General features: G+C 40.1%; 30 protein-coding genes and 1 pseudogene. 22 read left to right on the forward strand and 9 right to left on the reverse strand.

The window, feature by feature from the left end:
• The first annotated feature begins 6 nt into the window (after positions 1 to 6).
• Genes pstC through pstB form a run of 3 tightly spaced genes read left to right on the forward strand, consistent with a single transcriptional unit; the run spans position 7 to position 2,591 of the window.
• Positions 7 to 957 carry a phosphate ABC transporter permease subunit PstC gene (gene pstC / locus BGC07_RS12260; protein ID WP_077216891.1) on the forward strand — a complete coding sequence of 317 codons (951 nt, stop codon included), beginning with the start codon at positions 7 to 9 and terminating at the stop codon, positions 955 to 957.
• Positions 958 to 959: 2 nt separating this feature from the next.
• Positions 960 to 1,790 (forward strand): phosphate ABC transporter permease PstA, encoded by an 831-nt coding sequence (gene pstA / locus BGC07_RS12265; RefSeq protein ID WP_069313350.1) that lies wholly within the window; start codon positions 960 to 962, stop codon positions 1,788 to 1,790.
• Between the two features lie 3 nt (positions 1,791 to 1,793).
• Complete coding sequence (gene pstB, locus BGC07_RS12270) at positions 1,794 to 2,591, forward strand: phosphate ABC transporter ATP-binding protein PstB (protein WP_069313351.1); 798 nt, start codon at positions 1,794 to 1,796, stop codon at positions 2,589 to 2,591.
• Positions 2,592 to 2,643: 52 nt separating this feature from the next.
• Here pstB and BGC07_RS12275 read toward each other — a convergent pair whose 3' ends face one another.
• From BGC07_RS12275 to BGC07_RS12295, 7 genes are all read right to left on the reverse strand, one after another.
• Positions 2,644 to 3,108: a GNAT family N-acetyltransferase gene (locus BGC07_RS12275; protein WP_069313352.1), complete on the reverse strand. Its 465-nt coding sequence runs from the start codon at positions 3,106 to 3,108 to the stop codon at positions 2,644 to 2,646.
• 21 nt (positions 3,109 to 3,129) lie between these two features.
• Positions 3,130 to 3,447 carry a GIY-YIG nuclease family protein gene (locus BGC07_RS12280; protein ID WP_069313353.1) on the reverse strand — a complete coding sequence of 106 codons (318 nt, stop codon included), beginning with the start codon at positions 3,445 to 3,447 and terminating at the stop codon, positions 3,130 to 3,132.
• A gap of 16 nt (positions 3,448 to 3,463) precedes the next feature.
• Positions 3,464 to 4,045 (reverse strand): (Fe-S)-binding protein, encoded by a 582-nt coding sequence (locus tag BGC07_RS19515; protein ID WP_077216892.1) that lies wholly within the window; start codon positions 4,043 to 4,045, stop codon positions 3,464 to 3,466.
• 16 nt (positions 4,046 to 4,061) lie between these two features.
• Positions 4,062 to 5,435: an FAD-binding and (Fe-S)-binding domain-containing protein gene (locus BGC07_RS19520; protein WP_158006935.1), complete on the reverse strand. Its 1,374-nt coding sequence runs from the start codon at positions 5,433 to 5,435 to the stop codon at positions 4,062 to 4,064.
• Positions 5,401 to 6,420 (reverse strand): FAD-binding oxidoreductase, encoded by a 1,020-nt coding sequence (locus tag BGC07_RS19525; RefSeq protein WP_077216894.1) that lies wholly within the window; start codon positions 6,418 to 6,420, stop codon positions 5,401 to 5,403. Before BGC07_RS19525 ends, BGC07_RS19520 begins: the two co-directional genes overlap by 35 nt.
• 148 nt (positions 6,421 to 6,568) lie before the next feature.
• Positions 6,569 to 6,931 (reverse strand): protease inhibitor I42 family protein, encoded by a 363-nt coding sequence (locus BGC07_RS12290; protein ID WP_235603146.1) that lies wholly within the window; start codon positions 6,929 to 6,931, stop codon positions 6,569 to 6,571.
• 70 nt (positions 6,932 to 7,001) lie between these two features.
• Positions 7,002 to 7,400, reverse strand: a complete 399-nt coding sequence (locus tag BGC07_RS12295) for a Rap1a/Tai family immunity protein (RefSeq protein ID WP_069313354.1) — start codon at positions 7,398 to 7,400, stop codon at positions 7,002 to 7,004.
• Between the two features lie 19 nt (positions 7,401 to 7,419).
• Here BGC07_RS12295 and BGC07_RS12300 point away from each other — a divergent pair, with 19 nt between their 5' ends.
• The 14 genes from BGC07_RS12300 (at position 7,420) to BGC07_RS23375 (ending at position 18,872) form a co-directional block, all read left to right on the forward strand.
• Positions 7,420 to 8,148, forward strand: a complete 729-nt coding sequence (locus BGC07_RS12300) for an alpha/beta fold hydrolase (protein ID WP_235603147.1) — start codon at positions 7,420 to 7,422, stop codon at positions 8,146 to 8,148.
• Between the two features lie 29 nt (positions 8,149 to 8,177).
• Complete coding sequence (locus tag BGC07_RS22415; RefSeq protein WP_235603148.1) at positions 8,178 to 8,384, forward strand: alpha/beta fold hydrolase; 207 nt, start codon at positions 8,178 to 8,180, stop codon at positions 8,382 to 8,384.
• A gap of 60 nt (positions 8,385 to 8,444) precedes the next feature.
• Positions 8,445 to 8,990: a chorismate--pyruvate lyase family protein gene (locus BGC07_RS12305; RefSeq protein WP_069313887.1), complete on the forward strand. Its 546-nt coding sequence runs from the start codon at positions 8,445 to 8,447 to the stop codon at positions 8,988 to 8,990.
• A 15-nt stretch (positions 8,991 to 9,005) separates the two neighbouring features.
• Positions 9,006 to 9,770 carry a 4-hydroxybenzoate octaprenyltransferase gene (gene ubiA, locus BGC07_RS12310; RefSeq protein ID WP_235603150.1) on the forward strand — a complete coding sequence of 255 codons (765 nt, stop codon included), beginning with the start codon at positions 9,006 to 9,008 and terminating at the stop codon, positions 9,768 to 9,770.
• Between the two features lie 124 nt (positions 9,771 to 9,894).
• Positions 9,895 to 12,720, forward strand: coding sequence for a bifunctional [glutamate--ammonia ligase]-adenylyl-L-tyrosine phosphorylase/[glutamate--ammonia-ligase] adenylyltransferase (glnE, locus tag BGC07_RS21030; protein ID WP_162272284.1), 2,826 nt, complete (start codon positions 9,895 to 9,897; stop codon positions 12,718 to 12,720).
• A gap of 48 nt (positions 12,721 to 12,768) precedes the next feature.
• The gene (locus BGC07_RS12315) at positions 12,769 to 12,966 is read left to right on the forward strand and encodes a zinc-finger domain-containing protein (RefSeq protein WP_069313355.1); all 198 of its coding nucleotides are present in this window, start codon (positions 12,769 to 12,771) and stop codon (positions 12,964 to 12,966) included.
• 6 nt (positions 12,967 to 12,972) lie between these two features.
• Positions 12,973 to 13,983, forward strand: coding sequence for a lipopolysaccharide heptosyltransferase II (gene waaF / locus BGC07_RS12320; RefSeq protein WP_077216895.1), 1,011 nt, complete (start codon positions 12,973 to 12,975; stop codon positions 13,981 to 13,983).
• On the forward strand, positions 13,980 to 15,017 hold the full coding sequence (waaC, locus tag BGC07_RS12325) for a lipopolysaccharide heptosyltransferase I (protein WP_069313357.1): 1,038 nt from the start codon (positions 13,980 to 13,982) through the stop codon (positions 15,015 to 15,017). Before waaF ends, waaC begins: the two co-directional genes overlap by 4 nt.
• Entirely contained in the window at positions 15,014 to 15,370 is a 357-nt protein-coding gene (locus BGC07_RS21225) for a glycosyltransferase family 2 protein (protein WP_201258142.1), read from the forward strand. The genes waaC and BGC07_RS21225 overlap by 4 nt, the downstream gene beginning before the upstream one ends.
• A 55-nt stretch (positions 15,371 to 15,425) precedes the next feature.
• The gene (locus BGC07_RS21230; protein ID WP_201258143.1) at positions 15,426 to 15,806 is read left to right on the forward strand and encodes a glycosyltransferase family protein; all 381 of its coding nucleotides are present in this window, start codon (positions 15,426 to 15,428) and stop codon (positions 15,804 to 15,806) included.
• 2 nt (positions 15,807 to 15,808) lie between these two features.
• Positions 15,809 to 16,621 carry a glycosyltransferase family 2 protein gene (locus BGC07_RS12335; protein ID WP_069313358.1) on the forward strand — a complete coding sequence of 271 codons (813 nt, stop codon included), beginning with the start codon at positions 15,809 to 15,811 and terminating at the stop codon, positions 16,619 to 16,621.
• An 11-nt stretch (positions 16,622 to 16,632) separates the two neighbouring features.
• Positions 16,633 to 17,580 (forward strand): ADP-glyceromanno-heptose 6-epimerase, encoded by a 948-nt coding sequence (gene rfaD, locus BGC07_RS12340; protein ID WP_069313359.1) that lies wholly within the window; start codon positions 16,633 to 16,635, stop codon positions 17,578 to 17,580.
• A gap of 7 nt (positions 17,581 to 17,587) precedes the next feature.
• Positions 17,588 to 18,028, forward strand: coding sequence for a 3-deoxy-D-manno-octulosonic acid transferase (locus tag BGC07_RS22420; RefSeq protein WP_268801661.1), 441 nt, complete (start codon positions 17,588 to 17,590; stop codon positions 18,026 to 18,028).
• Positions 18,029 to 18,038: 10 nt separating this feature from the next.
• Positions 18,039 to 18,872 carry a 3-deoxy-D-manno-octulosonic acid transferase gene (locus BGC07_RS23375; RefSeq protein ID WP_268801662.1) on the forward strand — a complete coding sequence of 278 codons (834 nt, stop codon included), beginning with the start codon at positions 18,039 to 18,041 and terminating at the stop codon, positions 18,870 to 18,872.
• A gap of 202 nt (positions 18,873 to 19,074) precedes the next feature.
• Here BGC07_RS23375 and BGC07_RS12350 read toward each other — a convergent pair whose 3' ends face one another.
• Positions 19,075 to 21,411 carry a glycoside hydrolase family 3 protein gene (locus tag BGC07_RS12350; protein WP_069313360.1) on the reverse strand — a complete coding sequence of 779 codons (2,337 nt, stop codon included), beginning with the start codon at positions 21,409 to 21,411 and terminating at the stop codon, positions 19,075 to 19,077.
• A 325-nt stretch (positions 21,412 to 21,736) separates the two neighbouring features.
• Between BGC07_RS12350 and BGC07_RS12355 the strand changes: the two genes are divergently transcribed.
• From BGC07_RS12355 to BGC07_RS21240, 5 genes and pseudogenes are all read left to right on the forward strand, one after another.
• On the forward strand, positions 21,737 to 22,732 hold the full coding sequence (locus tag BGC07_RS12355; RefSeq protein ID WP_069313361.1) for a PI-PLC domain-containing protein: 996 nt from the start codon (positions 21,737 to 21,739) through the stop codon (positions 22,730 to 22,732).
• Between the two features lie 135 nt (positions 22,733 to 22,867).
• Complete coding sequence (locus tag BGC07_RS12365; protein ID WP_069313363.1) at positions 22,868 to 23,785, forward strand: hypothetical protein; 918 nt, start codon at positions 22,868 to 22,870, stop codon at positions 23,783 to 23,785.
• A gap of 74 nt (positions 23,786 to 23,859) precedes the next feature.
• Positions 23,860 to 24,651 carry a hypothetical protein gene (locus BGC07_RS12370; RefSeq protein ID WP_069313364.1) on the forward strand — a complete coding sequence of 264 codons (792 nt, stop codon included), beginning with the start codon at positions 23,860 to 23,862 and terminating at the stop codon, positions 24,649 to 24,651.
• A 180-nt stretch (positions 24,652 to 24,831) separates the two neighbouring features.
• Positions 24,832 to 24,969 (forward strand): annotated as a pseudogene (locus BGC07_RS23905) (transposase); the annotation flags it as partial.
• A gap of 79 nt (positions 24,970 to 25,048) precedes the next feature.
• Complete coding sequence (locus BGC07_RS21240; RefSeq protein WP_201258145.1) at positions 25,049 to 25,186, forward strand: hypothetical protein; 138 nt, start codon at positions 25,049 to 25,051, stop codon at positions 25,184 to 25,186.
• Here the strand turns inward: BGC07_RS21240 and BGC07_RS23910 are convergent, their stop codons facing one another.
• Positions 25,187 to 25,369 carry a helix-turn-helix transcriptional regulator gene (locus BGC07_RS23910; protein WP_158006936.1) on the reverse strand — a complete coding sequence of 61 codons (183 nt, stop codon included), beginning with the start codon at positions 25,367 to 25,369 and terminating at the stop codon, positions 25,187 to 25,189.
• Positions 25,370 to 26,045: the final 676 nt, after the last annotated feature.

Raw genomic sequence — 26,045 nt, forward strand, 5'->3', positions numbered from 1 at the left:
GACTTGATGAGCATAATGATTACAAACACGAAGGCAGGTTCCTCTAACACCCTTCGTGGAGATCGCTTTTATTTATTAACAAAAGCAGCAGGGCTATTTGTCATTGTTGCCTTAATTGGCATCTTAATTAGCTTAATTGTTCAAAGCTGGCCGGCCTTAGAAAAGTTTGGTTTAAGTTTTATTTGGGCGAATGTTTGGAACCCTGCGGCCGATAACTTTGGCGGGCTATCAGCGCTGTCTGGTACATTAATTACCTCGGTCATTGCTATGATCATCGCCGTGCCGGCAAGTTTTGCTATTGCTGTTTTTATGACCGAGCTGACTCCGCGCCGTTTTAAGCGCCCCTTGAAGATCTTAATTGACATGATGGCAGGCATTCCAAGTATTATTTATGGGATGTGGGGGCTTTTTATTTTTGTCCCCTTTATGTCTAATGAGATTCAGCCTTGGCTCACTGAACATATTGGTACTTTGCCTTTGATTGGGACTTTCTTTTCGGGTCCGCCCTTAGGGATTGGTGTGCTCACAGCTGGGATTATTCTATCGTTTATGATTATCCCAATGATGTCATCGATGCTGGCTGATATTCTAGAAACAGTACCCGTGCCCATGAGAGAGGCAAGTCATAGTTTGGGTGTAACGCGTGCAGCGGTTGTTTGTAAGGTATTGTTTCCTTATGTGCGTAGTGGCGTGATTGGGACCTATATGCTGGGCCTTGGACGTGCATTAGGGGAGACGATGGCAGTAACCTTTGTGATTGGTAATAGTCATTCGATTTCGAACATGCTTTTTATGCCAGGGACGACGATTTCTGCATCCATTGCCAACGAATTTAATGAGGCAACCGGGCATTTATATCCAGGTGCATTAATGGAGTTAGCGCTGATTTTATTTGCGTTGACGTTTTGTGTGATTTTATTCTCACGTTTATTATTAGCACGTTACCGGAGACATTGATCATGAGATGGTATCGTAAGTTACAAGACTATATTTTTACTGTAATTTGCTCACTGTTTTGTTTGGTTTTATTAAGTGTTCTTGTCTCTATTTTATGGACATTGATTTCACATGGCATACAGGGCCTGAATTTGTCATTATTTACTGAAATGACACCGGCCCCTGGCAGCTCAGGCGGTTTGGCCAATGCAATATTTGGCAGTGTAGTGATTACAGCGATTGGGGCAGTGCTTGCTGCGCCGATTGGTATCTTAGCTGCAACTTATTTAGCTGAATATGGCCAAGACAGTAAATTAGCCCAGTTAATTCGCTTATTAAATGACACGCTATTAAGTGCACCGTCGATTATTATTGGCTTATTTGTCTATGCTATTTTAGTACAGACTTTAGGGCATTTCTCCGCGGTTGCAGGTTCGGTTGCCTTGGGGTTAATTGCGTTGCCAATGATTATCCGTGGTGTGGAGGATGTGCTGGTATTATTACCTGAGCAATTGAGAGAAGCGGCGATTGCTTTAGGGGTGCCACGTTGGCGGGTGACAGTGATGATTATTTACCGTGCGGCAAAACAAGGTATATTCACGATTATTTTGCTAGCAATTGCCCGGATGCTCGGTGAAACAGCCCCATTATTATTTACAACCTTAAGCAATCAATTTTGGAGTGCTGATATTACGCAACCGATGGCAAATTTACCAGTGGTTATTTATCAATATGCGATGAGTCCATACAGCGACTGGCAGCAGCTAGCTTGGTCAGGTGCACTTTTAATTACTTTTATTGTGATTGCCATGAGCTTAATCACACGATTTGTTTTGACACGTAAGGGAGCATAACCCATGAATTCAGCGAATAATGTAATTACATTTCATCCGAAAGAGAGAAAAACTGTGATGTCAATTGAAGTGAAAGATTTAAACTTTTACTATAACAAGGACAGTCAGGCACTATTTAATATCAATTTAAATATTGAAAAAAATAAAGTCACCGCATTGATCGGACCATCAGGATCAGGTAAATCAACCTTATTGAGAGCAATGAATCGGATTTATGATTTGCATGCCAAACAGATGGCAACCGGCGAGGTCTTATTTGAAAATAATAATGTCCTTAAAGCAAGCAAAGTTGCAAATTTAAGAAAGCGTATGGGCATGGTTTTTCAAAAACCGACGACCTTCCCAATGAATATTTATCAAAATATTGCTTTTGCTTTAAAGCATCATGAACGCCTATCACGCAAAGAGTTAGATCAGCGCATCGAAGATGCCTTACGTCAAGCTGCACTTTGGGATGAAGTCAAAGACAAGTTAAAAGCACCCGCGACCGCACTTTCAGGGGGGCAGCAACAACGTTTATGTTTGGCAAGAACCTTAGCTATGTGTCCTGAAGTCTTGTTACTTGATGAGCCAACTTCGGCCTTAGATCCAGCATCGACGCAGAAGATTGAAGAGCTCATTTTAACGTTAAAAGAGCGTTATACCATCGTTTTGGTGACACATAATTTGCGTCAAGCACAACGTGTTGCTGATTATACCGCGTTTATGCGTCAAGGTCGTCTAGTTGAGTTTGCATCGACAGATAATTTATTTAAGGCACCGCAGGAGCAAGCGACGCTGGATTATATTCAGCATGCTTAATTAATAATCTACTTGCGAGCATTGATTAGATTGTTTGTCGCCTAGTTTATTTTTATTGATCAAGGTTAAGACTAAAAAGAGCCATTCCATCACTTTGCTTGAACCCTTGCTTAGCATAGAAGCGAGCAGCAGGAAAATTTTTGTTTGTCATTAAATTAATTTTAATCTCTTGATCTGAAAACTGCTTTTTTAGTTGTTCTTTTAGTTCATCCATTAATTGGGTGCCGATGCCGAATTTTTGTTTTTTGGGATGGACGAAAAATTCTTTGAGTTCGAAAATATAGCCCTCTGTTATAGGCATGGCAGAACCCAATGCTGCGGCTATAGGAGTATTATTCTCGGTGGCCATAATGCCTGAAAAATTAGGGAAGTTAATAAAATAATCAAGTAGATTTTCAGAAATTTGTCGGTTCCATTGAAGACTCCAAGGTTCTGCTATAAAGCTTTCATAAAAGAGTGTATTAATTTTTTGGATATTATGTTTATTGAGTGTTTGGTATTGAATGGTATTTAGCATAATTTGAATTGAGCAATACTGTTAAGGCTGATAATGATACGAAGTAATCGCTTGGGTGATATGGTGGCACTGGGCGAGCAATCGCTCTGGAGAGTTAATTAAATTTAGTTTTTTTGGGCGTTTCAGCTTTTTAATCAAGGCTTCTATTTTGAGTGTATTTGATAATGTACCGTTGATTTGCCAACAGGCAGCTAGGCACTTTGGTGGAAATGCACGGGTATATTTACACTTAGAACTGCCTTGCATATGCTCCTGGTAGCGGCGCTCGAGATTGGTGGTATAGCCAGTGTAAAGAGCGCCATTGCTGCATTCTAAAATATAAATGTAATAAGTCGTCATGTTATTGTCTTTATAATTATTGCAGAGAATGAAGCAAAGCAGTGAGAGGGTGCTTTGGCTTAAACCCTTTTAGGCGTTTGGTTTGACAACGACAAGAAAATCCAGTGGCAAGGATCTGTTCTTCTTTGTGTTGCTCTATCGTTTCTTGCCAGTTTTGTTTAAATAGTTTTTTTGAATTACTTAAATGTTCTATTTCATGGCCGTAGGTTCCTGCCATGCCGCAACAGCCACTCGGAATAATATCTAGGTTTAAATTGAACTGTTTAAAGACATTCAGCCATTGTTTAGTACTTTCAGGCAATAAAGACTTTTCTGTGCAGTGCTGCAATAGTGTATATTTAATGGTTGATTTATTGTTTGAAATTAAATTTTGATTGATATTAATAGACTTTAGCCACTCTGAGAATAGTAAAATATTAAACTGATTATTATTAATGGTGGGTTGCGTCTTTTGATCCTGGTATTCATCACGATAACAGAGCACGGTGCTAGCATCGAGACCAATCATGGGAATATTAAAGTGAGCAACTTGGCTAAAAAATTGACTGTTTTCTTCAACAAGGTTACTAAAATGCGTTAAAAAACCTTTTACATGCATTGCTTTGCCATTTTTTTTAAACGGTAAAATTAATGGCTTGTAACCTAGATTTTTTTATGAGTTGATACATGTCAGTGACGAGTTCTGCCTCATAAAAACTGGTAAACGGATCTTGTACGAGAAGAACTGTGTTTTCTCTGTCAGTTTTTGCGAGTGTATTCAAATCATTTAGCGTTGAAAAGGAAATCTCTTGCTTTTTGAGCCTTGATTTTAAGCTCGGGGTGCTGAGTTTAGGTAAGTCGATTAAGCCTAAACTTTTAATGATGCGACTGCTGATAGGGTTATGAGATAATGCATTAAAAAATCGAGGTGCAGCGGCTTGTATAGACAGTAAAGATTCGATATTAGCGACTAAATAATCTTTTAAAGGACGTTTGTGCGTTTGGTAATATTGATTTAAAAACTTTGCTTTGGTATTAGGAATATTGACTTGCACCGGGCAAGCGGTCGCACAACCCTTACAGCCTAAGCAGCCTTGAATTGAATGATAAACGTCTTCTTCAAAGCTAGGAGTTAACTTGCCAGTAGAGTGTTGTCGGCTCCATTCACGCAATAAACTGGCTCGACCTTTAGGCGAGTGTAAGCGATTATTGGTGACTTTGTAGGATGGGCAAATCACTTGATTTTTTTGATAGGTAAAGCAAGCACCATTCCCATTGCAGCGGAGAATATTTTGATAGTCTTGTTGGTAAGCTGAGTTGATTTGACGGTCATAATCACCACGTAGTGTGCTTTTTATTGGTAATAAAGCGTGTGGTTTATAGGGCGAAGAAACGAGCTTGCCGGGATTAAGTTGATTAAAGGGGTCGAATAATCCTTTGATTTCGGCCATAAGTTGGTATAAATTTTCACCGATATAGTCTTTAATATAATGACCGCGATAGCCTTTGCCATGCTCTCCCCACAGCAAGCCGTGGTATTTTTTGACGAGTGTTGCGGTTTCTTCGGTAATGGTGGTAATTAATTGGGCATCATGCTCTTGTTTTAAGTCTAGTGCAGGGCGCACATGCAGGCAGCCAACATCGACGTGCCCAAACATGCCATATTTTAGTCCATGCTTTTCGAGTAAATGCCGCAGCTCAAAAATATAATCAGCAAGGTGTTGAGGGGGAACGACAGTATCTTCTATAAATGGCAGTGGACGACGTTCACCCGGTGTATTCCCTAATAAACCGACGCTTTTTTTGCGTAAATTCCAGAGTATTTCGATTTGGCCTGGATCTTGGGTGCCGGTATAGCCTGCTGGAATAATGTGCCCTGTTTTATCTTTAAGCTGGGCTTGTAATGGCTTGATTTTATCTTGTAGTTCTTCAAGGGTATCTGCGGTGAACTCGATTAAGTTTAATGCACTTAAACTATCTGGTAACTTCCCTTGGGAAAAAATCTTCAAGCTCTGTATAGATCGGATCTTTTTTGGCAAGGCTTAAGACGTTATCGTCTATGGTTTCTATTGATGTTGGGTGAATAGCTAAAAGCTGGTGAGCGCTTTTTAGGGCATCTTGGAAATCAGTATAAAATAAAGCAAAGACATACTTAAATTTTGGAATTGGCATTAAATTAAGTTTAAGCTCGGTGACTATGGCAAGCGTACCTTCAGAGCCTGCAATGAGCTTATTTAAGTTTAAGTGGTTATTATTGTCATGATTTTGGCACTGGGCGAGATTATAGCCGGTCATATAACGACTTAATTTAGGAAAGCGCTGACTAATTTCTTGATGATGTGCTGTAAGTTGATTAGAGAGCTTATCAGATAAGGACTGCAAGCGAGTTGAGTTTTGTTTTAAGTCTTGTTTTGTTGGCTTAGATTTGATGATATGGCTGGTGCCATCTGCAAAAATGCAGGTGCTTTCAAGAATATGATCGCTGGTGTGACCATAAATTCGCGAGCCTTGACCGCAGGCATCGGTATTGGTCATGCCACCTAAGGTTGCGCGGTTACTGGTCGATAAGCTCGGTGCGAAAAATAAACCATATTCTTTTAAGGCATCATTGAGTTGATCACGGATTACCCCTGACTGGACACGGGCCCAGCGTTGTTCGGGGTTAATTTCAAGGATATGAGTCAGGTATTTTGAAGTGTCTAGAATAATGCTACTGGTTAAAGATTGGCCGTTGGTTCCAGTGCCGCCACCACGCGCGCTTAGAGCAATATGGCGAAATTTGCTATGAGAAAGTAGCTGAGTTAAGCAGACAATATCATCATGATGATAAGGGGCGATGACCGCCTGTGGTAAATTTTGATAAATGCTGTTATCGGTGGCAAAGACGATGCGGGTGGCAAGATCGGTATTGATATCACCTTTAAAATCACTTTTACCGAGTTCATCAATAAAGGTTTGGTAATCTGCTTGAAGAGAAAACGACTGACTGCTCATTACTACTTTCGAATCCTTTGAAAAGAACGTATTGTTAACTTTAATTTTCTATTTTTCACAACTTTTAATTGAGGAGGCTGTGAGACGAGGGCAAGCTTTAATATACGCCCTTTGCGAATGTCAAAAGGACGGGCGCTATAAAGCTCTATCACTGTAATTTGTGGGACCGTAAAAAAGCAGGTTTTGCTTTAAATGTCCAAACGTCTTTACCCGGAGAGCCGACCATATTCGTTTTAGGGGCATCGTAACGGTGTTTGACCGCTTCGATGAGGTTATGATTGTAAGACTTTAAGAACCATAAATAGCCTGTGGTTGGGTTGGCCGGAACTTTAATTTCGAAAGTATGGCCTGGTTTAGAAATAACGAGCGCTTTGCTATTGTTAAAGCGCATTGATTGCTGTTGGTTGGTATTCGTGTTTGCGGTTGCTGCATAGTTTAGGCTGATTGCACCTAAGAATAAGCAGGAAGCTGAAATTAGGCGGCTGTCGCGGATGAATTTAGTAAATTTCATGAGCTGTCCTTATTTTGAGATTATCTTCATTTAAATTTAATTGAACCTACTTTCTTTTCTTATTTCTATTTTAACTATTATTTTTGTGCTTTTGATTGTTAGCGGCGGGTTCTAAGGGGTAGTTTTTATTGAGAGCAGCAAGGACTGCCAGACTCGCAGGTTTGTTTTCATTTGTGCTATTGATATGGGCTTTGAGGTAATTATAAACGGTGAAAGCGCGTTCACCATTATTGATTTTGCCATAATGGATTTTAGCATAGCTTAAGCTTTCTTTATCAGCTTTTGCTGCAAAAGCTAAACGCGTTTGCCTGACCCCTTCAATAAAGCGAATGCAATTGAGTGCAGGTAGCATGGTTTTGTTATTTTTAGGCAGTTCGCGTTTTTCAATTTTGACAGCAATCGCACATTCTTTTGCTAATTGGTTGGCTGAATAGAGAGATGCATGAGCATTGAAGCCCAATCCAAACATGAGAAACAATAGAGTGAAAATGAGATTTTTGCTGCATGGTGAAATTCTCGCTTTACTACAGGCTTGTGATAGAGTTTATTGGGACATTAGCATTCAGATGGAAAAATGTGAAGAGGTTAGGGATTTTAGTATGGTTTCAGAGATCAAAATAGTAACAGGCTTTGGCACACTGGGCGCGAAGCGCTGGGGGCAGGGAAGGCATAAGGTATTGGCAATGCATGGCTGGCTGGATAATGCGGCGAGCTTTGATCATGTCGCACCGTTATTGCAAGATACGGAGTGTGTTGCGCTAGATTTTTTAGGGCACGGCCTGTCAGATCATCTCGCTAAGCAAACGCCTTACACTCTGGATGTGCAAATTCGGGCGATTGAAGAGGTGATAGAGTATTTAGGCTGGTCGCAATTTTCTATTTTAGGTCATTCTTTAGGAGCGATTGTTGGGACCTGTATTGCGGCGAGTCATCCGAAGCGAGTGAACAGTTTGGTTTCATTGGATGCTTTAGGGCCTATATCGACAGATTTAATGGAGTCAGATCATCCAGTCGCTGAAACGGTGGATAAGATACGTTCACGTAGCAATGCGGCACCTCGTATTTATGAATCGATTGAGCAGATGTATCAGTCGCGTGCACGAGCCAATCGAGTGGATGCAAAAGTAATACAGGGGTTGGTCGAGCGCAGTGCAAAAGCGGTTGAAGGGGGTGGGTTTGGCGTTTTGACCCAGCACTGCTTACACAGACGAAATTAAAATATGCGGATGAAGCGGGTGTATTAGCTTTGTTGGAAAAGTTGGAGTGTCCGGTTGCTTTTGTTCGTGCAAAAGAAGGCATTTTACCGCATAGCGCTTGGTTTGATCGGCGTTTAGCCGCGGTAGCGAAGCTTTATACTTATGAGCTGCCAGGAAGTCATCACTTTCACTTAGAAGTGCCTGATCAGGTCTCTGAGTGCATCAATGCTTTTTGGCAGCAAACACGCATGACTTGAATCCAAAGGCGATGGGTGTGACAATAGCTGCGCTAAAATTTTTATATGATGAGGTGGCGTGTGAGTTTACAGCCTATTGTTTGGCAACGTGATGCTACAGTGATTGGGGCAAGTGACCATCGGCAACAATGGTTAGAGAAGCCTTATTGTTTAACATCGGCGATCAAGCGCGCGACCCATGAATTTTCTGTGCGCGTATTAGCTGAAAGCTCCAAGCCTTTACAAACAGTGTATCAGTCTGATGATATCGTCTATCAACAAGATCATGCTTGGGAACGTGAAGTTTATCTTTGTGGAGATAACACGCCTTGGGTTTATGCGAGTGTCGTATTTTCTTTGGCCAAGCCTCCAGAAGTCTTGGAAACTTTGGGTAATCGACCGTTAGGGGAAACCTTGTTTTTTCACCCCGACGGCCGTGATGTTGCCCGTTCGGTGATGGAATATGCGTGTATCGATCAAGCACAAGACGTTTACTTGCCTGCCTTTAATGTCTCAAACCAAGATAAGCTCTATGCGCGCCGGTCTGTTTTTTCACCGAGTTGGGGACAGGTATTGGTTGTTGAAGTTTTTCTTGATGCTTTACCTGATTACCCTGAAGAAAACTAGCTTAAAGGCGAGATTATGGCAGAGTCTATCAAAGCACAAATTTATCCTTACTTGCAATTGATGCGTCTACATAAACCCATTGGTGTCGTACTGTGCCTATGGCCGTCGTTATGGGCGCTCTGGTTGGCGACTTCAGGCCATCCTTCTGCATTTTTAGTAACCATCTTTGTAGTCGGTGCGATTGTCGTGCGTGCTGCCGGTTGTGTGATTAATGATTATGCAGATCGCAATTTTGATGCGCATGTAGCAAGAACGGCATATCGACCTTTGGCCCAAGGACTCATTTCTAAAAAACGAGCCTTGAGCCTTTTTGCTACGTTAGTCTTGATTGCTTTTCTATTAGTTTTGCAATTGAATACGTTAACGATCCTGCTTTCTGTGGGCTGTATCGTGATGGCCGTGATTTATCCGTTTAGTAAGCGCTTTACTCACTTTGCCCAGCTGGTTTTAAGTCTGCCGTTTAATTGGGGAGTGATCTTAGCTTATAGTGCAACCATGAATACGATACCGCTGGAGGCATGGATATTATTCGCTGCTTGCTGTGCTTGGACATTAGCTTATGACACCATGTATGCCATGGTTGATCGAGATGATGATATTAAAATTGGCTTAAAATCCACGGCGATTTTTTTTGGTAATTATGACAGATTAGCGATTTTAGGCTTTCAAGCGTTATTTATTGCTGGATTAATTTGGTTAGGTTTTTTATTGGGATTAGGGGTTTGGTATTTTATTGGCTGCTTAAGCGCGGTAGCCTTTTCGCTTTACCAGCAAAATTAATCTTAAGCAAGAGGGTAAACCTTGTTTTCTGGCATTTATGAACAATAACTGGCTGGGGGCGGTATTTTTCCTATTTGTCTGCATTAATTTCATTTTTTTAGTGAGTAAGCAAGCAGGAGGGAGCATGAGTATAGTGCAAGGAGCAGAGTTACCGGATCATAACCTTCCTGCTGAACTTTTAGCGTTATTTTCTAAGTGTTGGGCAGACTGGCTTGCACTCGAATCTATTCCAGAACTTCCTACTGACTTTTATAAAACAGTCGCGCGTGTGTGGGTGAGCAGTTGCTTTGTTTCTGATTATTGTTTACAGCAGCCGAAGCAACTTGCTGAACTGTTTAAAAAGCCCTGTCTGGGTAATGAGTTACTGACTCAAGAAAACTATCGGCAAACCTTATCTGAGATGATTCATGCGGTTAAGAGTATTGATGAATTAAAGCGTGAATTAAGGCTGTTTCGCCGTACAGAAACTGTACGCATTGCTTGGCGTGCATTGGCAGGCTGGAGTGACGATGAACAGACATTAAGAGAGCTTTCAGCCTTGGCGCATGCTTGTTTGGTTGAAAGCTTTGACTGGCTGAAGTGTTACTTCAAGCCGATTTATGGTGAGTTAGTGAACGCTGAGTTATTGGTATTGGCGTTAGGTAAGCTCGGCGGCGGTGAGCTTAACTTTTCTTCGGATATCGATCTTATGTTTGCGAGTCGTGGTGTTGGCATGACCGAGGGCGGCCGCCGTCAGGTTGATGAAAAGTATTACTTTAATCAGGTAGCTCAGCATTTAGTTCAGGTACTCAATGAAGTCACAGAAGATGGTTTTGTCTATCGGGTTGATGTGCGTTTGCGCCCTTATGGCAATAGTGGACCGTTGGTGATGCCGCTGGATGCGATGGCGGTTTATTATCAGCGTCAGGGCCGAGCGTGGGAGCGTTATGCTTTAGTCAAAGCACAGTTAGTGATTGGTTCGGAATCTGGCTTGCAAGAATGGCAGGAGATTGGCCTGCCTTTTGTGTATCGGCGTTATGTGGATTATGGTATTTTCTCGGCGCTCAGAGAGCTAAGAGAGCAAATTTTGGCGGAGGCCAAGAGAAAGTCAAAAGATTGCATTAAGCGTGGTATTGGTGGGATTCGTGAAGCCGAGTTTAGTGTACAGGCCTTACAGCTAGTTTATGGCGGACGCTTAACAGCCTTGCAAACCAGCTCGTTTATTCAAGCATTAATACACAGCCATGATTTAGGGTTAATCAGTCAAGATGATTTAAATACTCGCTTAGAAGATTATTTATTTTTACGTCGCCTTGAAAACTATTTACAGATGTATGCAGATGGACAGGAACACCAATTGCCGACCGACTCGTTGGCGTTACTGCGCTTAAGTTATGCTTTAGGCTTTGAAAATGATGAGAAATTTAAAGAGCAACTTAATCGCGTTCAAAAGCGTGTGCATGATTATTTTTTAGAGTCTGTGCATGTACCAGAAGACAGCATGCAGGCTGTTATTATGCCTTTGGTTGATTTAGAGCATCATCGTTTAGAGGATTTGACTGTTCAGAAAATTACCGCTTGGCTAGTGAAATTATCAGTGATTGGCACTGCGGCAGAAATTATTGCGAAACGGGTTAAACGTTTATTTGATTCACGCGCCTGCCGGCAAATGTCAAAGCAAGCGGCAAAGCGGTTATTAGCGATTTTACCTGCGGTTTGCTTATCGTTACAGGGTCAGAGTAATGAAAGTGCTGTAGAGCAAGTTTTTAACGTATTAGAGGCGATTGTTCGTCGTAGTGCTTATCTATCAATGCTTGCTGAGCACCCAGTGGCTTTGCAGCGCTTTGTTGATATTGTTAGCCAGAGTGCGTGGGTCGCTCAGCATTTACGCGATTACCCGTTTTTATTGGATGATTTGATTACGCCTGGGCAGATCACCGAGTTTGATATTAAAAGTTTAGAAGCGCGTTTGTCTCGCCAGTTGCATTATTGTGAAGATAACGAAGAACGTCAATTTGAAGCTTTGCGTGAGTTTAAGTTGATGGTGCAAATGCAGGTTGCTGCAGTGTATTTAGATGGCAGTGCAGATGAATATTTCTCACCTGAGCGCATTTTGAGTAATACTGCAGAAGTCTTGGTTCATGCAGTGTATCATCTTGTTCTAGATAAGTTGAACTTAGATGCACAAAGCTGTTCTTTTGCGGTGATTGCCTATGGTAAGCTTGGTTCTGCTGAAATGAATTATGGCTCTGATCTGGATCTGGTGTTTTTGCATGATGGCAGCAAGATTGACGGCGCTACAATCAGTCGGCTAGCGCGTAAGATCGTGAATGCATTAACCACACGCACTCAGCAGGGTGTGTTATATGAAGTTGATACGCGCTTACGCCCTTCGGGAAGCTCTGGCTTGCTCGTGAGTGATATTAATCACTTTGAACGCTATCAGCATCAAGACGCCTGGGATTGGGAGCATCAAGCGTTAGTTAAAGCGCGCTTTATTTGCGGTCATAAGGAGCTTGCAAAGCACTTTGAGAGAATACGTCGACAGGTGTTGAGCCAAACGCGTGAGCGCCTTGAGCTTATCGGCAGTATTTGCCAGATGCGTGAGAAAATGCATCAATCATCCAGGCAGAAAACACAAACTTCATCATTAAAATCGATTGCTGGTGGTAGCATTGACATTGAATTCATCGCTCAGTATTTTGTGCTGGTTTTCAGTGTAAATTATCCTGAACTTTTGGGCGAACGCGATAGCTTATCTATACTCAAAATAGCTTTTAAGAGCCAACGGATCAGTGAAGCAGACTATGAGCAGTTAAGTGCAGCCCTAACGCTTTATAAGTCTGCCCTAATGGATCATATTCTGCTCGCTGTAGAGCCTGTTGATCAATTGCAGCGGCATCGTCACAAGATTCAGCAGCTCTGGCAACAGTGGCAGCAAGGGCAGCTGGATCTGCCATTTGCATCTTAAAGCATTGCAGCAGATAATGTGTCAAAATTACAAAGGGGTTTTATATCCATGTCGAACCAAAAACCAGTACGTGCTTGTGCCGTACCACGCTATGATGTGACCAAAAAAGATTTACCATTGTCGTGCCCGATGCCGCAGATGGAAATTTGGGACGCCCACCCACGTGTGTATTTGCCGATTGAAGAAACAGGCACAGCAACCTGCCCTTACTGTGGTGCAGAATTTCACTTAATCAATAAAAGCTAATTTTTTGTGCAAAATATCTTAGTTGTAGGTCCCTCCTGGGTGGGGGACATGATGATGGCTCAATCTTTATTTAAAGTCTTATTGCAGCAGCACCCTGGTGTTAATATTGATGTACTGGCCCCGGATTGGACTTTTGCGTTGCTCGCGCGTATGCCAGAGGTGCGAGAGGCTATTTCAGCGCCTTTTGCTCATGGTCAATTTGCCTTTAAAGAACGCATTCGCTTAGGAAAAGTGTTACAAAAAAAGCGTTATGATCAAGCCATTGTGCTGCCTAATTCTTGGAAATCGGCTCTGGTGCCCTGGGCGGCTAACATCCCTCAGCGTACTGGTTGGCTGGGTGAGTTTCGTTATGGTTTGCTCAATGATGCAAGAAAACTGGATAAAGAGAAATGCCCTTTGATGGTTCAGCGTATGGTGGCCTTAGCTTACCCTAAAGGTGCTAAAATATTGCCGGCAATGTGTCCAAACCCTGAACTTATTGCTGCTGATAAAAATGTTGAGATGGCACTGGCAAAGTTGAAATTAGAGCCTCAATCGCGCCCAGTTTTAGCTTTATCGCCTGGTGCTGAATTTGGCCCTTCGAAAAAATGGCCGACGGATTATTTTGCAAAGGTTGCCCTTGAGAAAATCCACGCCGGTTGGCAGGTTTGGTTGTTTGGCTCTAAAAAAGATGAAACCGTAGCAAAAGAGGTGTTAGCAAAAGCGCCAGAATGCATTAATCTTGTCGGCAAGACGAATCTAGAGGAAGCGGTTGACTTATTATCGGTTGCAGCGCAAGTGGTATCGAATGATTCTGGACTGATGCATATTGCCGCAAGCCTTGGCAAACCGACAGTTGCTATTTATGGCTCGACCGACCCTGGTTTTACGCCGCCACTGGGTAAAAAGGTAACGGTGCTAGAAAAAGAGCTAGAGTGTCGACCTTGTTTTAAACGAGAGTGTCCATTAGAGCACCATCATTGTATGCAATATATCAAGCCTGATGAAGTTTTACGGGCGCTAGATCAGCTATCATGAAAGTTCTCATTGTTAAAACATCATCACTCGGGGATGTGATTCACACCTTGCCAGCTTTAACGGATGCTCTGCATAAGATTCCTAACCTTGAAGTTGATTGGTTGGTGGAAGAAGGCTTGGCTGAAATCCCTAGTTGGCACCCAGCGGTTAAAAGTGTTATTCCGGTGGCTTTGCGGCGTTGGCGTAAAAATTGGCGTAAGGCTTGGTCTTCGGGTGAGTTAAAGACGTGTATTCAGCAACTAAAACAAACGCCCTATGATAAGGTCATTGATGCACAAGGCTTATGGAAAAGTGCTTTGCTTGCGGTGTGGGCACAAGGGGAACGAGTAGGCTTAAATCAGCGCAGCGCTAAAGAGAAAGGTTTATCATTATTGTATGAAAAAACCGTGGATGTGCCTAAAGGCCAACATGCAGTTGAGCGAGTTAGGCAATTATTTGCCAAGGCGCTAGGTTATAACTTATCCAGCTTAGAATTAGATTATGGCTTAGATTCAAAGTCTAGTCAGACTCTTTTAAGCAATCATGAAGAGTATCTAGTATTTTTGCATGGCACGGCTTGGCAAACGAAAAAATGGCCGGTGAGTTATTGGCGAGCGCTCTGCCAACTTGCAGCTTGTGCGAATATGAAAGTGAAACTCCCCTGGGGCAGTGAGAGCGAAAAAGAAACAGCTTTGCAAATTGCTAAGGGCTATGAGCATGTTACTGTACTGGACAAAATGACGCTAGCGCAGATGAGGGAGTGTTTACAAGCGGCAAAGGGGGTGGTTGCTGTAGATACGGGACTTGGGCATTTATCTGCGGCATTGGCGGTGCCTTGTGTGTCTGTCTATGGGCCAACAAACCCCGTATTAACATCAACTTATGGGAAGAATCAGCGGCATTTGCATGCTGATTTTCATTGTGCGCCATGTTTGAGTCGACGTTGCCAATACGATGATGATCAAAAGTCACCCTGGCCCCCCTGTTTTGCAACCGTGCAACCTGCCACAGTTTGGAGTACACTAGGCCAATTAATGAGTGGAGTGCGACCTTGAAAGTTTCGGCCTATGTCATCGCCTACAATGAAGAAGAGAAGATTAGAGATTGTGTTCAGACTTTACTCTGGGCCGATGAGATTATTGTTGCGGACTCTGGTAGCACGGACAGAACGGCCAAGTGGGCGGAAGCGCTTGGTGCGAAGGTCGTACAAGTGCCCTTTAATGGTTTTGGTGATTTGCGTAATCAGGCCATCTCACACTGTACGGGGGATTGGATCTTTAGCCTAGATTCAGATGAACGTTGCACTGCTGAAGCTCGCGATGAAATTGTTGAGATTGTTAATAATGCTGAAAGTTTGGATATTTATCTAGTGCCTAGGCGCAACATTTTTTTTAGGGCGCTGGATTAAGCACTCGGGTTGGTATCCTAATTACCGTCAGCCGCAATTATTTCGTCGCGGCAAGATGAGTTATGATTTAAAGCCAGTTCATGAAGGGTATATCTCTCATAGTGACAAAGAGATTGGTGAACTAAAATCTTCTATCTGGCAAATTCCCTTTAAAAACTTAGATGAAGTCGTACATAAGGCCAATCGTTATTCGACCTTGGGGGTGGATAAACTGATTGAGCGCGGTAAACAAGGCTCTTTTGCCAAGGCGCTATTTCATGGTTTTTGGTCGTTTTTAAAGCATTATGTATTAAAACGTGGTTTTTTAGATGGTTGGCCAGGGTTTATTATCGCTTTAGGCAATTTTGAAGGGACGTTTTATCGCCATGCTAAGCTCACTGAGCGTCAAGCGGGGTGGCAGTTACCTAAAAGCGAAAAGGTAATGAAAAAAGACTAATCATGGATATTTCTATTGTCTTAGCGACCTATAATTGGCCACAAGCCTTAGAGCGTGTTGTGAAAAGTTTTTTATCACAACAGACGCAGGCCAGTTTTGAAGTGGTCATCGCCGATGATGGTTCAAAAGATGATACTAAACATTTAATTGATCAAGTTAAATCAACGAGTCATATTCCGATTCAGCATATTTGGCAAGAAGATCAAGGCTTTCAACTTGCTAAAATCCGTAATAAAGCAGTTGTAGCGGCAAAGGGTGAGTATATTATTTTTGTCGATGGCGATTGTATTGTGCCGAGTTATTTTATTCAACGCCATTATGAGCTTGCAAAAACTGGCTTTTTTGTCGGTGGTAATCGTATATTGCTCAGTGAAAATTTCACTCAGGTAGTATTAGAACAAAAAATAAATTTAGCTGACAAGAGTTTACTTTATTGGTTTGTTAAGCGTTTATCAGGGCACTGTAATCGCTTATTGCCTCTGGTTAAAAGAGCATTAGGTTCTTGGCGTGAAAGTAGGCAAAAATGGCAAGGGGTACGGGGTTGTAATATCGCCGCTTGGAAAATGGATATTATTGCTGTCAATGGTTTTGATGAAAGTTTTACCGGCTGGGGTTATGAAGATTCGGATTTTATCATTCGCTTATTACGGGCAGGAATAAAACGTTTGGATGGGCGTTATTATGCGCCGTTATTTCATCTTTGGCATCAAGAGAATAGCAGGGGCCAAGAGCAAGAGAATTTATCACGTTTGCAGCAAGTGATTGATGGCACACATACTCAGGCCCATGTGGGCATAAATCAGTATTTAACGTAGGAGAGTCATTTATGATTATTGTCACCGGTGGTGCAGGGTTTATTGGTAGTAATTTAATCAAGCAGTTAAATGAGCAAGGACATCGCGAGATTTTAGTGGTCGATGATTTATCCGATGGCAAAAAATTCGTGAATTTAGCCGATTGCGATATTTTAGATTACCTGGATAAAGATCAGTTTATCGAAAAAATTAAAGCTAATGATGATTTTTCTGACTACGTTAAAGCGGTATTTCACCAAGGGGCATGTTCTAAAACGACGGAGTGGGATGGCCGTTATATGATGAACAATAACTATGAGTATTCAAAACAGTTATTGCATTATTGTATGGCCCGTGGAATTGCCTTTATTTATGCATCCAGTGCTGCTGTGTATGGTGGTAGTGATACTTTTAAAGAGGTGCGTGAATTTGAAAAGCCGTTAAATGTGTATGGTTATTCTAAGTGGCAATTTGATCAATATATCCGTCAATGCGCTCTATCAGCTTCGAGTCAGGTGGTAGGTTTGCGTTATTTCAATGTCTATGGTCCTCGTGAACAGCATAAAGGTTCAATGGCGAGTGTGGCTTATCACCTGAATAATCAAATGCATGAAAGTGGCAAAATTAAACTGTTTGCAGGCTCTGGCGGTTATGAAGATGGTGAGCAGCGCCGCGATTTTATTTATGTTGGCGATGTTGTCAAAGTAAATCTATGGCTGTTAGAAAACCCTGATGTCTCTGGAATCTTTAATTTAGGCACTGGCTCAAGCCAGAGTTTTAACGATGTCGCTCGTGCGGTGATGGAGTGGCATGGCCAGGGTGAGTTAAGTTATGTGCCTTTCCCAGAGCATTTAAAGGGGGCGTATCAAAGTTTTACTGAGGCGGATATGCATGATCTACGTCATGCCGGGTTTGATGAGCGCTTTTTAACGGTTGAAGAAGGCGTAAAACTTTATTTAGATTGGTTACATTCGAGATAATATATTCATGATACGTCGATTTTATACTTGCTGTTTTTACTTATTATTGCCTGTTATTTTTTTGCGTCTATGGTGGAAAAGTCGGAAGTTACCGGCTTATCGAAGCCGCTGGTTAGAGCGTTTAGGCTGGGCGAAGGTTCCTAAAGAATATCAACATGGCTTGTGGATCCATGCGGCGTCTGTCGGTGAGGTGGTTGCTGCGAGCATGCTGGTCAAAACCTTACGTGAACAAGGGGATAAGCGGCCGATTGTGATGACAACGATGACGCCGACAGGCTCTGAGCAAGTTCAACGCAGTTTGGCCGATCAACAGGTTTATCATGTTTTTGTGCCTTATGACTTACCCTGTGCGGTGCGTCGATTCCTTGATTTTGTCCGGCCTAAAATTTTAATTTTAATTGAAACAGAAGTCTGGCCGAACTTGCTGGCTGAAGCGAAAAAAATATGATATTCCTTGCGTGCTCGCCAATGCTCGATTATCTGCACGCTCTGCTGCAGGCTATCAGCGTTTTAAAGGCTTTAGTTCGTGGATGATGCAACAATTTGATTTGGTTTTGCCTCAAACTGATGCAGATGCTGAGCGCTTTATTAAATTAGGTGTAGATAAAGAGCAGGTTAAAATCTGTGGTAATGTTAAATATGATTTGTCTTGGCCAGAAGGTTTAGCTGCTAAAGCAAAAGTGATTCGCGAAGCTTTAGGCACAGCGCGGCCGGTTGTAACGGTGGCAAGCACTCATAAAGGTGAAGAAGAGCTTGTTTTAACGGTGTTTGAAAAAATTTGGCAGAAATTAGATGTGATTCTAGTTTTAGTACCGCGCCACCCCAATCGTTTTGCAGAAGTGAAAAAGCTTTGTGAGAAAACAGACCGGAAATTTTCTTGCCGCAGTGATAATGATGCCTCTCTTAATCAAGAAATTCAGCTCTATTTGGGCGACTCGATGGGGGAGATGGGGCTTTATTATCAGCTTGCAGATATTGCCGTGGTTGCAGGAAGTTTTCAGCCGATTGGCGGGCATAATATGCTAGAACCGGCGTCGCTCGGCAAAGCGGTGATTACCGGGCCACATGTCTTTAACTTTACTCAAGTGGCTCAATTATTGCTTGATGCGAATGCGGCGATAAAAGTCGAAGAAATGAGTGATAGTTTAGCTGAGAGCATTATTGATCTATTGACTGACTCTGAAAAATGCTTGGCTATGGGCAAGTGTGGCCGAGAAGTGGTTAAAAAGCACCAAGGGGCGAGTCAGCGGACTTTAGATGAAGTACGTCGAGTGATGAAGTGTCGGCAGTAAAGTAGCGGCCTCTGCAATATGAGCTGCAATACTCAGTTGCCATTAAATTCTTTTAAAAACATGACTGGTTGGGTGCTAAATCCCCACCGATATGCACCGCAAATCTCCTTTCCATCAATACTGTTGGGTACGGTAAAGTTGGGATGGCCAGAAACAATACAGCCGCCCATCAGTTTTTTATTTTAAAATTTCGAACTCAGACTCAAAAATTTAAACCTGTGCCTCTCGCTAGTTTAGGGTGATCCCATGCAAAGGATAAGGTATTTGTTTTACCAAGTGCAGTTACTGCCGTGTCTTTGCCGTTATATAAATAGTCTGCCATGGCTGCACCACCACTAGTCCCTGGTAGCCATGCAGCAATGATGGCATCACTAAGCAGCCAAGGGGAATTGCCCCAACCTTTTTGCTGTAAAGTCACGGGGCGTCCAGAATAAACAACACTTAATAGTGGAATATGACTGTTTTTAAGTTGCTTAATTGCTTGTAGAGCACTTTTATCATAGCCTAGTTTTAAGTTTGATTTTTCTCTCGCAGCTAAATAAGGGTTTTGCATTGAACCTGCCGAATTTTTATAGAGTGGGTTATTATTGCAAACATCTCCCATATACTCAGCATAAGGGTATTCACCTAGCGATCCGATTGCTAAGGTATTAGCACCCGTCAATTGATACTGATTAATATAACCTTGTAGTTCGTTTAGTGTTAGCACAACGAGAGAAGGGGATAGCTTTGATGGGAATAGTTGTTTATCTTTCAGCTTGTCAACAACAATGGCCAATTTCTGTTGGCTGTTAAGATTTTTAATCATGCCGTCTAACAAAGATGTTGCATATGACTCTTTTTTATTTTGTCCTCTCCAAAATGTATTCCCAAGGTAACCTTGCCAGCGTATAGTCCAACCCCCATTTTGCATACCTATGTTATTGTAATCATAAACAGTTTCCCCGCCTTCAATTTGAGGCAGATGCTCATGATTGCCTAATAAAATAATATATTGATAATTATGCTGATTAATCGGTTGAATGCGATGGTTGTTTTTTAGCAAAACAAAGGACTCCAGCGCTGCTTTTTGAGCAATTACAGCTGCTGCCTGATTATTTTGACCTTTTAAAGATAAAGGCTTTTTATAATGATTATTTTTGACGCTAATATGAATTCCTTGAATTAGGCCCATAGCTAATTTAATTTCTAAAATTCGTTTAACATGGTCTTTAAGCGCATTAATATCTAGTGATTGAGTGGAGGGGTGATTAGACTTTAACAGCTTGCTAAAATCAGTTTTAAATTGATCAATAGTCTTGTAAGATGAGAATGTGTCCATCATAAACATATCAATGCCCGCATTTTCAGCGTGTAATAATGCGTGTTGATAGCGTTCATCTGAGTTTTTATTGTGTTGAAACGGGTTTGCCTTAGGACTTTGCGTTGGCCAACCTTGATTTGCTGCACGGTCAGTTGCAATATCATCAGAAACCACCAACCCAGAGAATTTTAACTGATTTGGGTTTTCACCATCAAGTAGGCCATGTCTTAAATACGTTGTATTGACTGTCATCGGAACATAACGCCCAGAATTAGAGCCAACACCAGTAATTGAGCTATAAGACACCATGACAGAACCCACATTAGCTCCATCTATAGCGCCAATATATCCAGGGATATTTTCCTTATAAAAGGTGCTCACGTTTTGTTTGTTTAATTTAACATGGCCTTCATCTTGCCCATGTTCTGTATTTCCATCACCAATATAATGCTTTGCTGTTGCAAGGATTCCAGTTATATTATTTTGTGTTGTTTTATATCTTGGATATTGCATACCTAGAATATAACTTTTAGCAAGTGCTTTCACTATACTTGGATCTGAGCTGAATGATTCATAACTACGACCCCAGTTCAAATTATGTGCAATTGCAAGTGTTGGAGCAAAGGCCCAATTAACCCCGCTTTTTTTTACGTCTTCACTAGTATAACGACCTATTTCCCTGATGAGTGAAGGATCATGTGTGGCTCCTAAAGCAATATTTTGAGGGAACAATACTGAACCTAAAATATGCTGATTTCCATGTACAGCATCTGTTCCTAATAATGGAAATATCTTATATTCCTGACCTGATTTATTTTTAACAATAACAGGTTGATTTAAAAATTGAGACAAACTTCTCCAGTTACTCAATGTAGAGTAATGTTTTAATATGTTAGTATCTGTTAAAGGGTTGAGATTAGTGTGAATCGCCTTTGCATCTTTTTGAATAGCTTCTTTAGGGGCATTGTTCCCTCCAACGAAAAAACCGCCAATTTTGTACTGTAGGATTTTACTCTTAGGCATTCCATCGACCAGTCCGCTGGAAGCCAACATAGATTGACCAATTAAAAAGTCAATACAGTGAGCACTAGAGATGCTGTTATTAGGAGTGGGGCAAACGGCAGCGATAACCTTGTTTGCCTCACTTGCGTAGTGAGAATAAGGTAAAAAAGCCAAAGAATAACTACAGCAGCTTAATAAAGAAATAGGCAAAATGCATTTGATCGTAAAGCTCACTAAAATCTCCAAATTTTAAGGGTGTTCCATCTTGGATAAAACTAATATTCTATCCTATTTTGAAAACATTTTAACCTGGTAGAACTACTATGTTTTCAATTAATAAAATTTTATATATTAAAATTCATAATATTAATTTTTTATGGGTAGATGAGCCTTGTAAGGGTAACATGTCTTCCTGTTTTCATGATATTGGTGAAATAAATTTATATCATTTTATTTCCTCTGTTGAAATAGTCTCAAACTGAGAGTACACATTGGTAAAACTACATACTTATTTAATTTTTAGTTTTTGGTATAGTTCTCCTAAATATTTTAATATTATATGTTTTATTTTAAAAATAGTTGGAAATTTAATGTCAAAAAAAAGTATTTAACTACCTGTTTTATTTTTACTTTGGCCTTTTCAAGTACAAGCTTTTCTTGGAGTAACTACTTTAGATTCGTTAATAATTTTAACTATCCTGTTATCGTGTCTATTACACCTGATGCTGGTTGGTACGACCCGTCAGGGATTCATAATTTATGCAACAGTGCCAAAAATAATACCGTTGCCGATCAGTCAGTAAGCTGTGAGTACCAGTTTACTGACGGAAAAATGAACTGGTATAGTCAATATGGCTCTAATGAGGGAATAATTAAAGTTTCAAAAAAAGATGATACAACGAGTTATTGTACGTTTCATTACTATTACAGTCGCTCTTCTTATAAATCATATTTTGATGTTCGTTCAGAAAAAATTAGTTTGCCGGATTGCCATGGTCAATTTAGCCAAAAAGAATTTTCTGTGGTAACAGACCATAATAAAGCGCTAGCTCGACCATTAGATGGAAATGTTATTTTTAATATTGATGGTTTAAAGGCTGCCGAGGTAACAGAAAGCTTATCTCAAGCAGACTGTGGTGGTAAAGGAGGGGATAATTGTATTATTTTTTCACCAGACCTAAATAAGAAATATATTAATAATGGAAGTTCATTAGAAGAAATGCTAGGTTTACAGGCTAAACTAAGTGAAAATGAACCTTTAAATTTCGAACAGTTTCTAGGGGGTCATAACTCTGCAGTATCAAGACATTATACTGGAAGCAATAGCCCGTATAATTTAAGTTATTCAGATCCAGATGCCTACAGTAACTTAACTGACCAATTAAATGAGGGTGTTCGCCAAATTGAGCTAGATATTCAGTGGTATAATAATAAAATTGTTCTCTGTCACAACCATGTCTCTGACTTATCTATCATGAAGAATATTTTATGTGCAGACAGTTATCCTGTCGTTGGCGATAATAAAAAATATCCGCTTAATGAAATATCAGAATGATCATCCTGATGACATGATGATTATTTACCTTGATATCAACGAGCCTTTAGATCAGCATATTAATAATTTGGATCAAGCGATTAAAAAAACACTAGTATGGAAAAGTGGTCCTTATAAAGGCCAAACTCTATATTTTTGCACCAGCAGACTCAAAAAAATTATTTTAACGTAAGTTCGCTTCCTGCTTATAAACTAACAGCAAAAATATTAATCAATAAATATCATAAAAATATTGTCATTGTTAATGACGATGGTAGTTCTGGTGGTGGCCCTGATTTGACTAAAAGTCAATATGTTTTAACTGCGATTGATCACTCTCAAGCAACACCTTTAATTCATCGATCTATTGATGGATTTTTACCTAATAAAATTAAATGTGTTAATAATACGAGCAAGTATCAAAGAATAAATAAGTTTTATTCTGATGACTCTAATCACTATAATTTATTTAGAATGAATGCAGATAGAACAACAATTAATTATGTTAGTTCTGTTGGTAATAAAAAGCCAGATCAGTATAGCGATTATTTTACTACAGGGAACATTGCTAACTTGCAAGCTTGCCCTGTTAATATTTATGCGATGAATATGCTCGGCTTTACATGTGGTTCTTCCTCATGTGATACGCATCCTACAGATCCTAGATTATATTCATTTTTATGGAGTTGGGGCTTAGGGTATCCGTTAAGGTCTTCAAGTTCGAAGATTGCTTATATTAATCCGAAAACAAAGCACTTTGAAAATGAAGAAATTATAGCAAATAACAAGTATAGCGTACTTTGCTATAAACGGCCTGTTTTAGGCCAAATAACGCCGATGGCTAGTTTAAATTGGTATATAAAATCGATTGATTTTAGTCAGGCTAATAAAAGAGATTTAGTTAAATTATGTAATGCTTCGGGAGGATATTTTGCTACACCTGTGACATCGTACTGGATGGATGATGTACTAACCAAGTTCAAAGCTAACAATCGCTATTTATTGGTTAACTACCAATATCAAAATGGTCAATGGATAGCAAACGATGGAAAATCACTGGTTAGTGCTTCATAAGTCTAAGTGAGTTAAATTAGTTTTTATATTTAAATTAGGTAGGTTATTAAAATGATTAAAAAGGTATTATCATTATGTTTTTTGCCTTTATTATTGGGGCTTGGTATTATTCATTGCTGTTAGCTGGATCATGGGAAGCATTCAATATTAAAAATAACACATCAAAGATAATTTATGCGTGTGTTTTACCAGATAGTACTTACCATATGCATGTAGACAACCTTTCTTGGGATTGTAATCAGCCAACAGCAATTGCACCTAAGTCATTTGCCGCTGTATTTAATCCAGGATTCCATGCATTTGCTAGCTCACAAGGCAGCTTGCATCTTATGTTTGGAGATTCTAAGCCTTTAAGTGTCGGTAATGTTAAACCTGGACATGTAGGGGTTTCTGCTTACCTTTCATGCAATGACGATGGTGATTGCAGTTGGGATGATAGCAAAACGGTGAATTTACAAACTTCTCATGAGGTTAATGCGAAGGGTGAAAATCAAGTGATGGTTATTAATTCTATAAAACCAAATAATCACAGTATGGTTTGTGTAACAAACTCAATGTCAGTAGGTGGAGATTTGTACCTTAAAGTGGGTGAAAATGTTTCTGGAAGTTTAGGAGAAGGGTTTACTAGTGGGCATACTCGGTGTTGGTTCGGAGCACATAGTGTGAGTGTTTATGGCTGCTCTTCGAAATATACAGGGGCTAGATGTTGGCACTATGCTAATTTTTTTATAAATCCAGAAGTTTCTTCATATGGTGAAGTTGAAATTACCGGTAATGATGAAACTCAGGGTAAGACGCTATGGCATCATAATCTGGGGATGATAATAGAAGGATATACTATATGGGATTCATGGAATGACAACTAGTTAAAATTTTTAACCGCATAGCGAAAATTTCGGGGGCTTGCCCCCGTGATGAATAGCGTATAATGAGCTAAAGGCTCATTATACGGTGTTCGTTGCATAGATTTAGATAGAAATAGTCAGAATTATGTATCATTTTGTCTGGGTTACTAAATATAAGCATAAGGTTTTGAAGAGCCTTACAGAAGTACATTGAAACAAGTTATAGAAAAGACTGGTTATGATTATAATATTGAAATTGTTGTGCTAGAGGTTCCGATTGATCATATACACATGGTGGTTAGGCCAGAGCCAAAAGTATCGCCATCAAATATAATGTAAGTGGTAAAAAGTATTTCAGCAAGGCAATTTTTTAAGTTATATCCAGATATTAAAAGCGATACCTTTGGGGAGGTAAGTTATGGGCTCAAAATTTTTCGTAGAAACGATTGGTAATGCTAGTGAAGAGGTGATTCACGAGTATGTAAGAAACCAGCTTAAGGTGATGGATAAAAGTGAGAAAAATGAGGTCCTGTTGGAGTTGTATAGTATTAAGTGATCATATTGAAATAAGGTCATGAAACTTGAAATATTCAATGAGTGATTTTTTTGATTTTATATTAGACTTTAATTTTATATTCTCGATATGCGTTTTCACTGTTTCTCTGGATATATCAAGCACAGTTGCAATGTCGGTATAGCTTAATTCATCGAGTAATAATGTTAAGCACTTGTGTTCCATCACTGTTAGGTAAGCATCAAGAGATTCATCGATATAGTAGCGTTTTGTGTGTGTCAGTCGATAAATTTTCTATAGTTGGGTATACGTCATCAAAGGATGTTTTTTTTAAAGAGCGTTTGCGAACTACTGGTGTATCATTTTTTATGAAAACTTTTGCTGAGCGGCGAAAGCTTTTAATGAACTTAATGAAAGTGTTTTTATAAATTAAAATATTTTTATTGAAGTTAATATTTTCTTTTTTTGTTGAGAAAAAATCAAAATTCTATTTGCGTTAGTGTGAACATAAAAATATATACACCGTGATATAAACCAAATTTATCTTCAATCGGTTTTATAATAAATTTCCAGTAGTTTTTATTTTTATCTAAATCATTTGCAAAAATAACTTTATTTTTTATAAAATTAGGGAGTCCATCTTCAAGGTGGTGGTCGCTATTAATTGCCCAATCTGTTAGCTCTTTATGAGAGCTTAATATGTGCATTTTCTTTGTAAGAATGTTAATGCTGTGATAGGAAAAACAATTTATGTCAAATTTTTAAATAAAATTTCACATTTTTCACTAATAGCACTGCATTGATTGGGGTATGAATATTCTGTGATATAAAATGTGGTTGCTAATTTTTCATTGGCTTGTGAGTAATATGATAAGATATGAGTTTTAATAAATGACGTTTG

Source organism: Piscirickettsia litoralis, from assembly GCF_001720395.1.
Classification (GTDB): Bacteria; Pseudomonadota; Gammaproteobacteria; order Piscirickettsiales; family Piscirickettsiaceae; genus Piscirickettsia; species Piscirickettsia litoralis.

Excerpts from the sequence above, each read along its gene's own strand:
- pstC (WP_077216891.1), top strand. The coding sequence starts at position 7 with ATGAGCATAATGATTACAAACACGAAGGCAGGTTCCTCTAACACCCTT.
- pstA (WP_069313350.1), top strand. The coding sequence starts at position 960 with ATGAGATGGTATCGTAAGTTACAAGACTATATTTTTACTGTAATTTGC.
- pstB (WP_069313351.1), top strand. The coding sequence starts at position 1,794 with ATGAATTCAGCGAATAATGTAATTACATTTCATCCGAAAGAGAGAAAA.
- BGC07_RS12275 (WP_069313352.1), bottom strand. The coding sequence starts at position 3,108 with ATGCTAAATACCATTCAATACCAAACACTCAATAAACATAATATCCAA.
- BGC07_RS12280 (WP_069313353.1), bottom strand. The coding sequence starts at position 3,447 with ATGACGACTTATTACATTTATATTTTAGAATGCAGCAATGGCGCTCTT.
- BGC07_RS19515 (WP_077216892.1), bottom strand. The coding sequence starts at position 4,045 with ATGCATGTAAAAGGTTTTTTAACGCATTTTAGTAACCTTGTTGAAGAA.
- BGC07_RS19525 (WP_077216894.1), bottom strand. The coding sequence starts at position 6,420 with ATGAGCAGTCAGTCGTTTTCTCTTCAAGCAGATTACCAAACCTTTATT.
- BGC07_RS12290 (WP_235603146.1), bottom strand. The coding sequence starts at position 6,931 with ATGAAATTTACTAAATTCATCCGCGACAGCCGCCTAATTTCAGCTTCC.
- BGC07_RS12295 (WP_069313354.1), bottom strand. The coding sequence starts at position 7,400 with ATGTTTGGATTGGGCTTCAATGCTCATGCATCTCTCTATTCAGCCAAC.
- BGC07_RS12300 (WP_235603147.1), top strand. The coding sequence starts at position 7,420 with ATGAGATTTTTGCTGCATGGTGAAATTCTCGCTTTACTACAGGCTTGT.
- ubiA (WP_235603150.1), top strand. The coding sequence starts at position 9,006 with ATGGCAGAGTCTATCAAAGCACAAATTTATCCTTACTTGCAATTGATG.
- glnE (WP_162272284.1), top strand. The coding sequence starts at position 9,895 with ATGAGTATAGTGCAAGGAGCAGAGTTACCGGATCATAACCTTCCTGCT.
- BGC07_RS12315 (WP_069313355.1), top strand. The coding sequence starts at position 12,769 with ATGTCGAACCAAAAACCAGTACGTGCTTGTGCCGTACCACGCTATGAT.
- waaC (WP_069313357.1), top strand. The coding sequence starts at position 13,980 with ATGAAAGTTCTCATTGTTAAAACATCATCACTCGGGGATGTGATTCAC.
- BGC07_RS21230 (WP_201258143.1), top strand. The coding sequence starts at position 15,426 with ATGAGTTATGATTTAAAGCCAGTTCATGAAGGGTATATCTCTCATAGT.
- BGC07_RS12335 (WP_069313358.1), top strand. The coding sequence starts at position 15,809 with ATGGATATTTCTATTGTCTTAGCGACCTATAATTGGCCACAAGCCTTA.
- rfaD (WP_069313359.1), top strand. The coding sequence starts at position 16,633 with ATGATTATTGTCACCGGTGGTGCAGGGTTTATTGGTAGTAATTTAATC.
- BGC07_RS22420 (WP_268801661.1), top strand. The coding sequence starts at position 17,588 with ATGATACGTCGATTTTATACTTGCTGTTTTTACTTATTATTGCCTGTT.
- BGC07_RS12355 (WP_069313361.1), top strand. The coding sequence starts at position 21,737 with ATGTTTTATTTTAAAAATAGTTGGAAATTTAATGTCAAAAAAAAGTAT.
- BGC07_RS12370 (WP_069313364.1), top strand. The coding sequence starts at position 23,860 with ATGTTTTTTGCCTTTATTATTGGGGCTTGGTATTATTCATTGCTGTTA.
- BGC07_RS21240 (WP_201258145.1), top strand. The coding sequence starts at position 25,049 with ATGGGCTCAAAATTTTTCGTAGAAACGATTGGTAATGCTAGTGAAGAG.
- BGC07_RS23910 (WP_158006936.1), bottom strand. The coding sequence starts at position 25,369 with ATGGAACACAAGTGCTTAACATTATTACTCGATGAATTAAGCTATACC.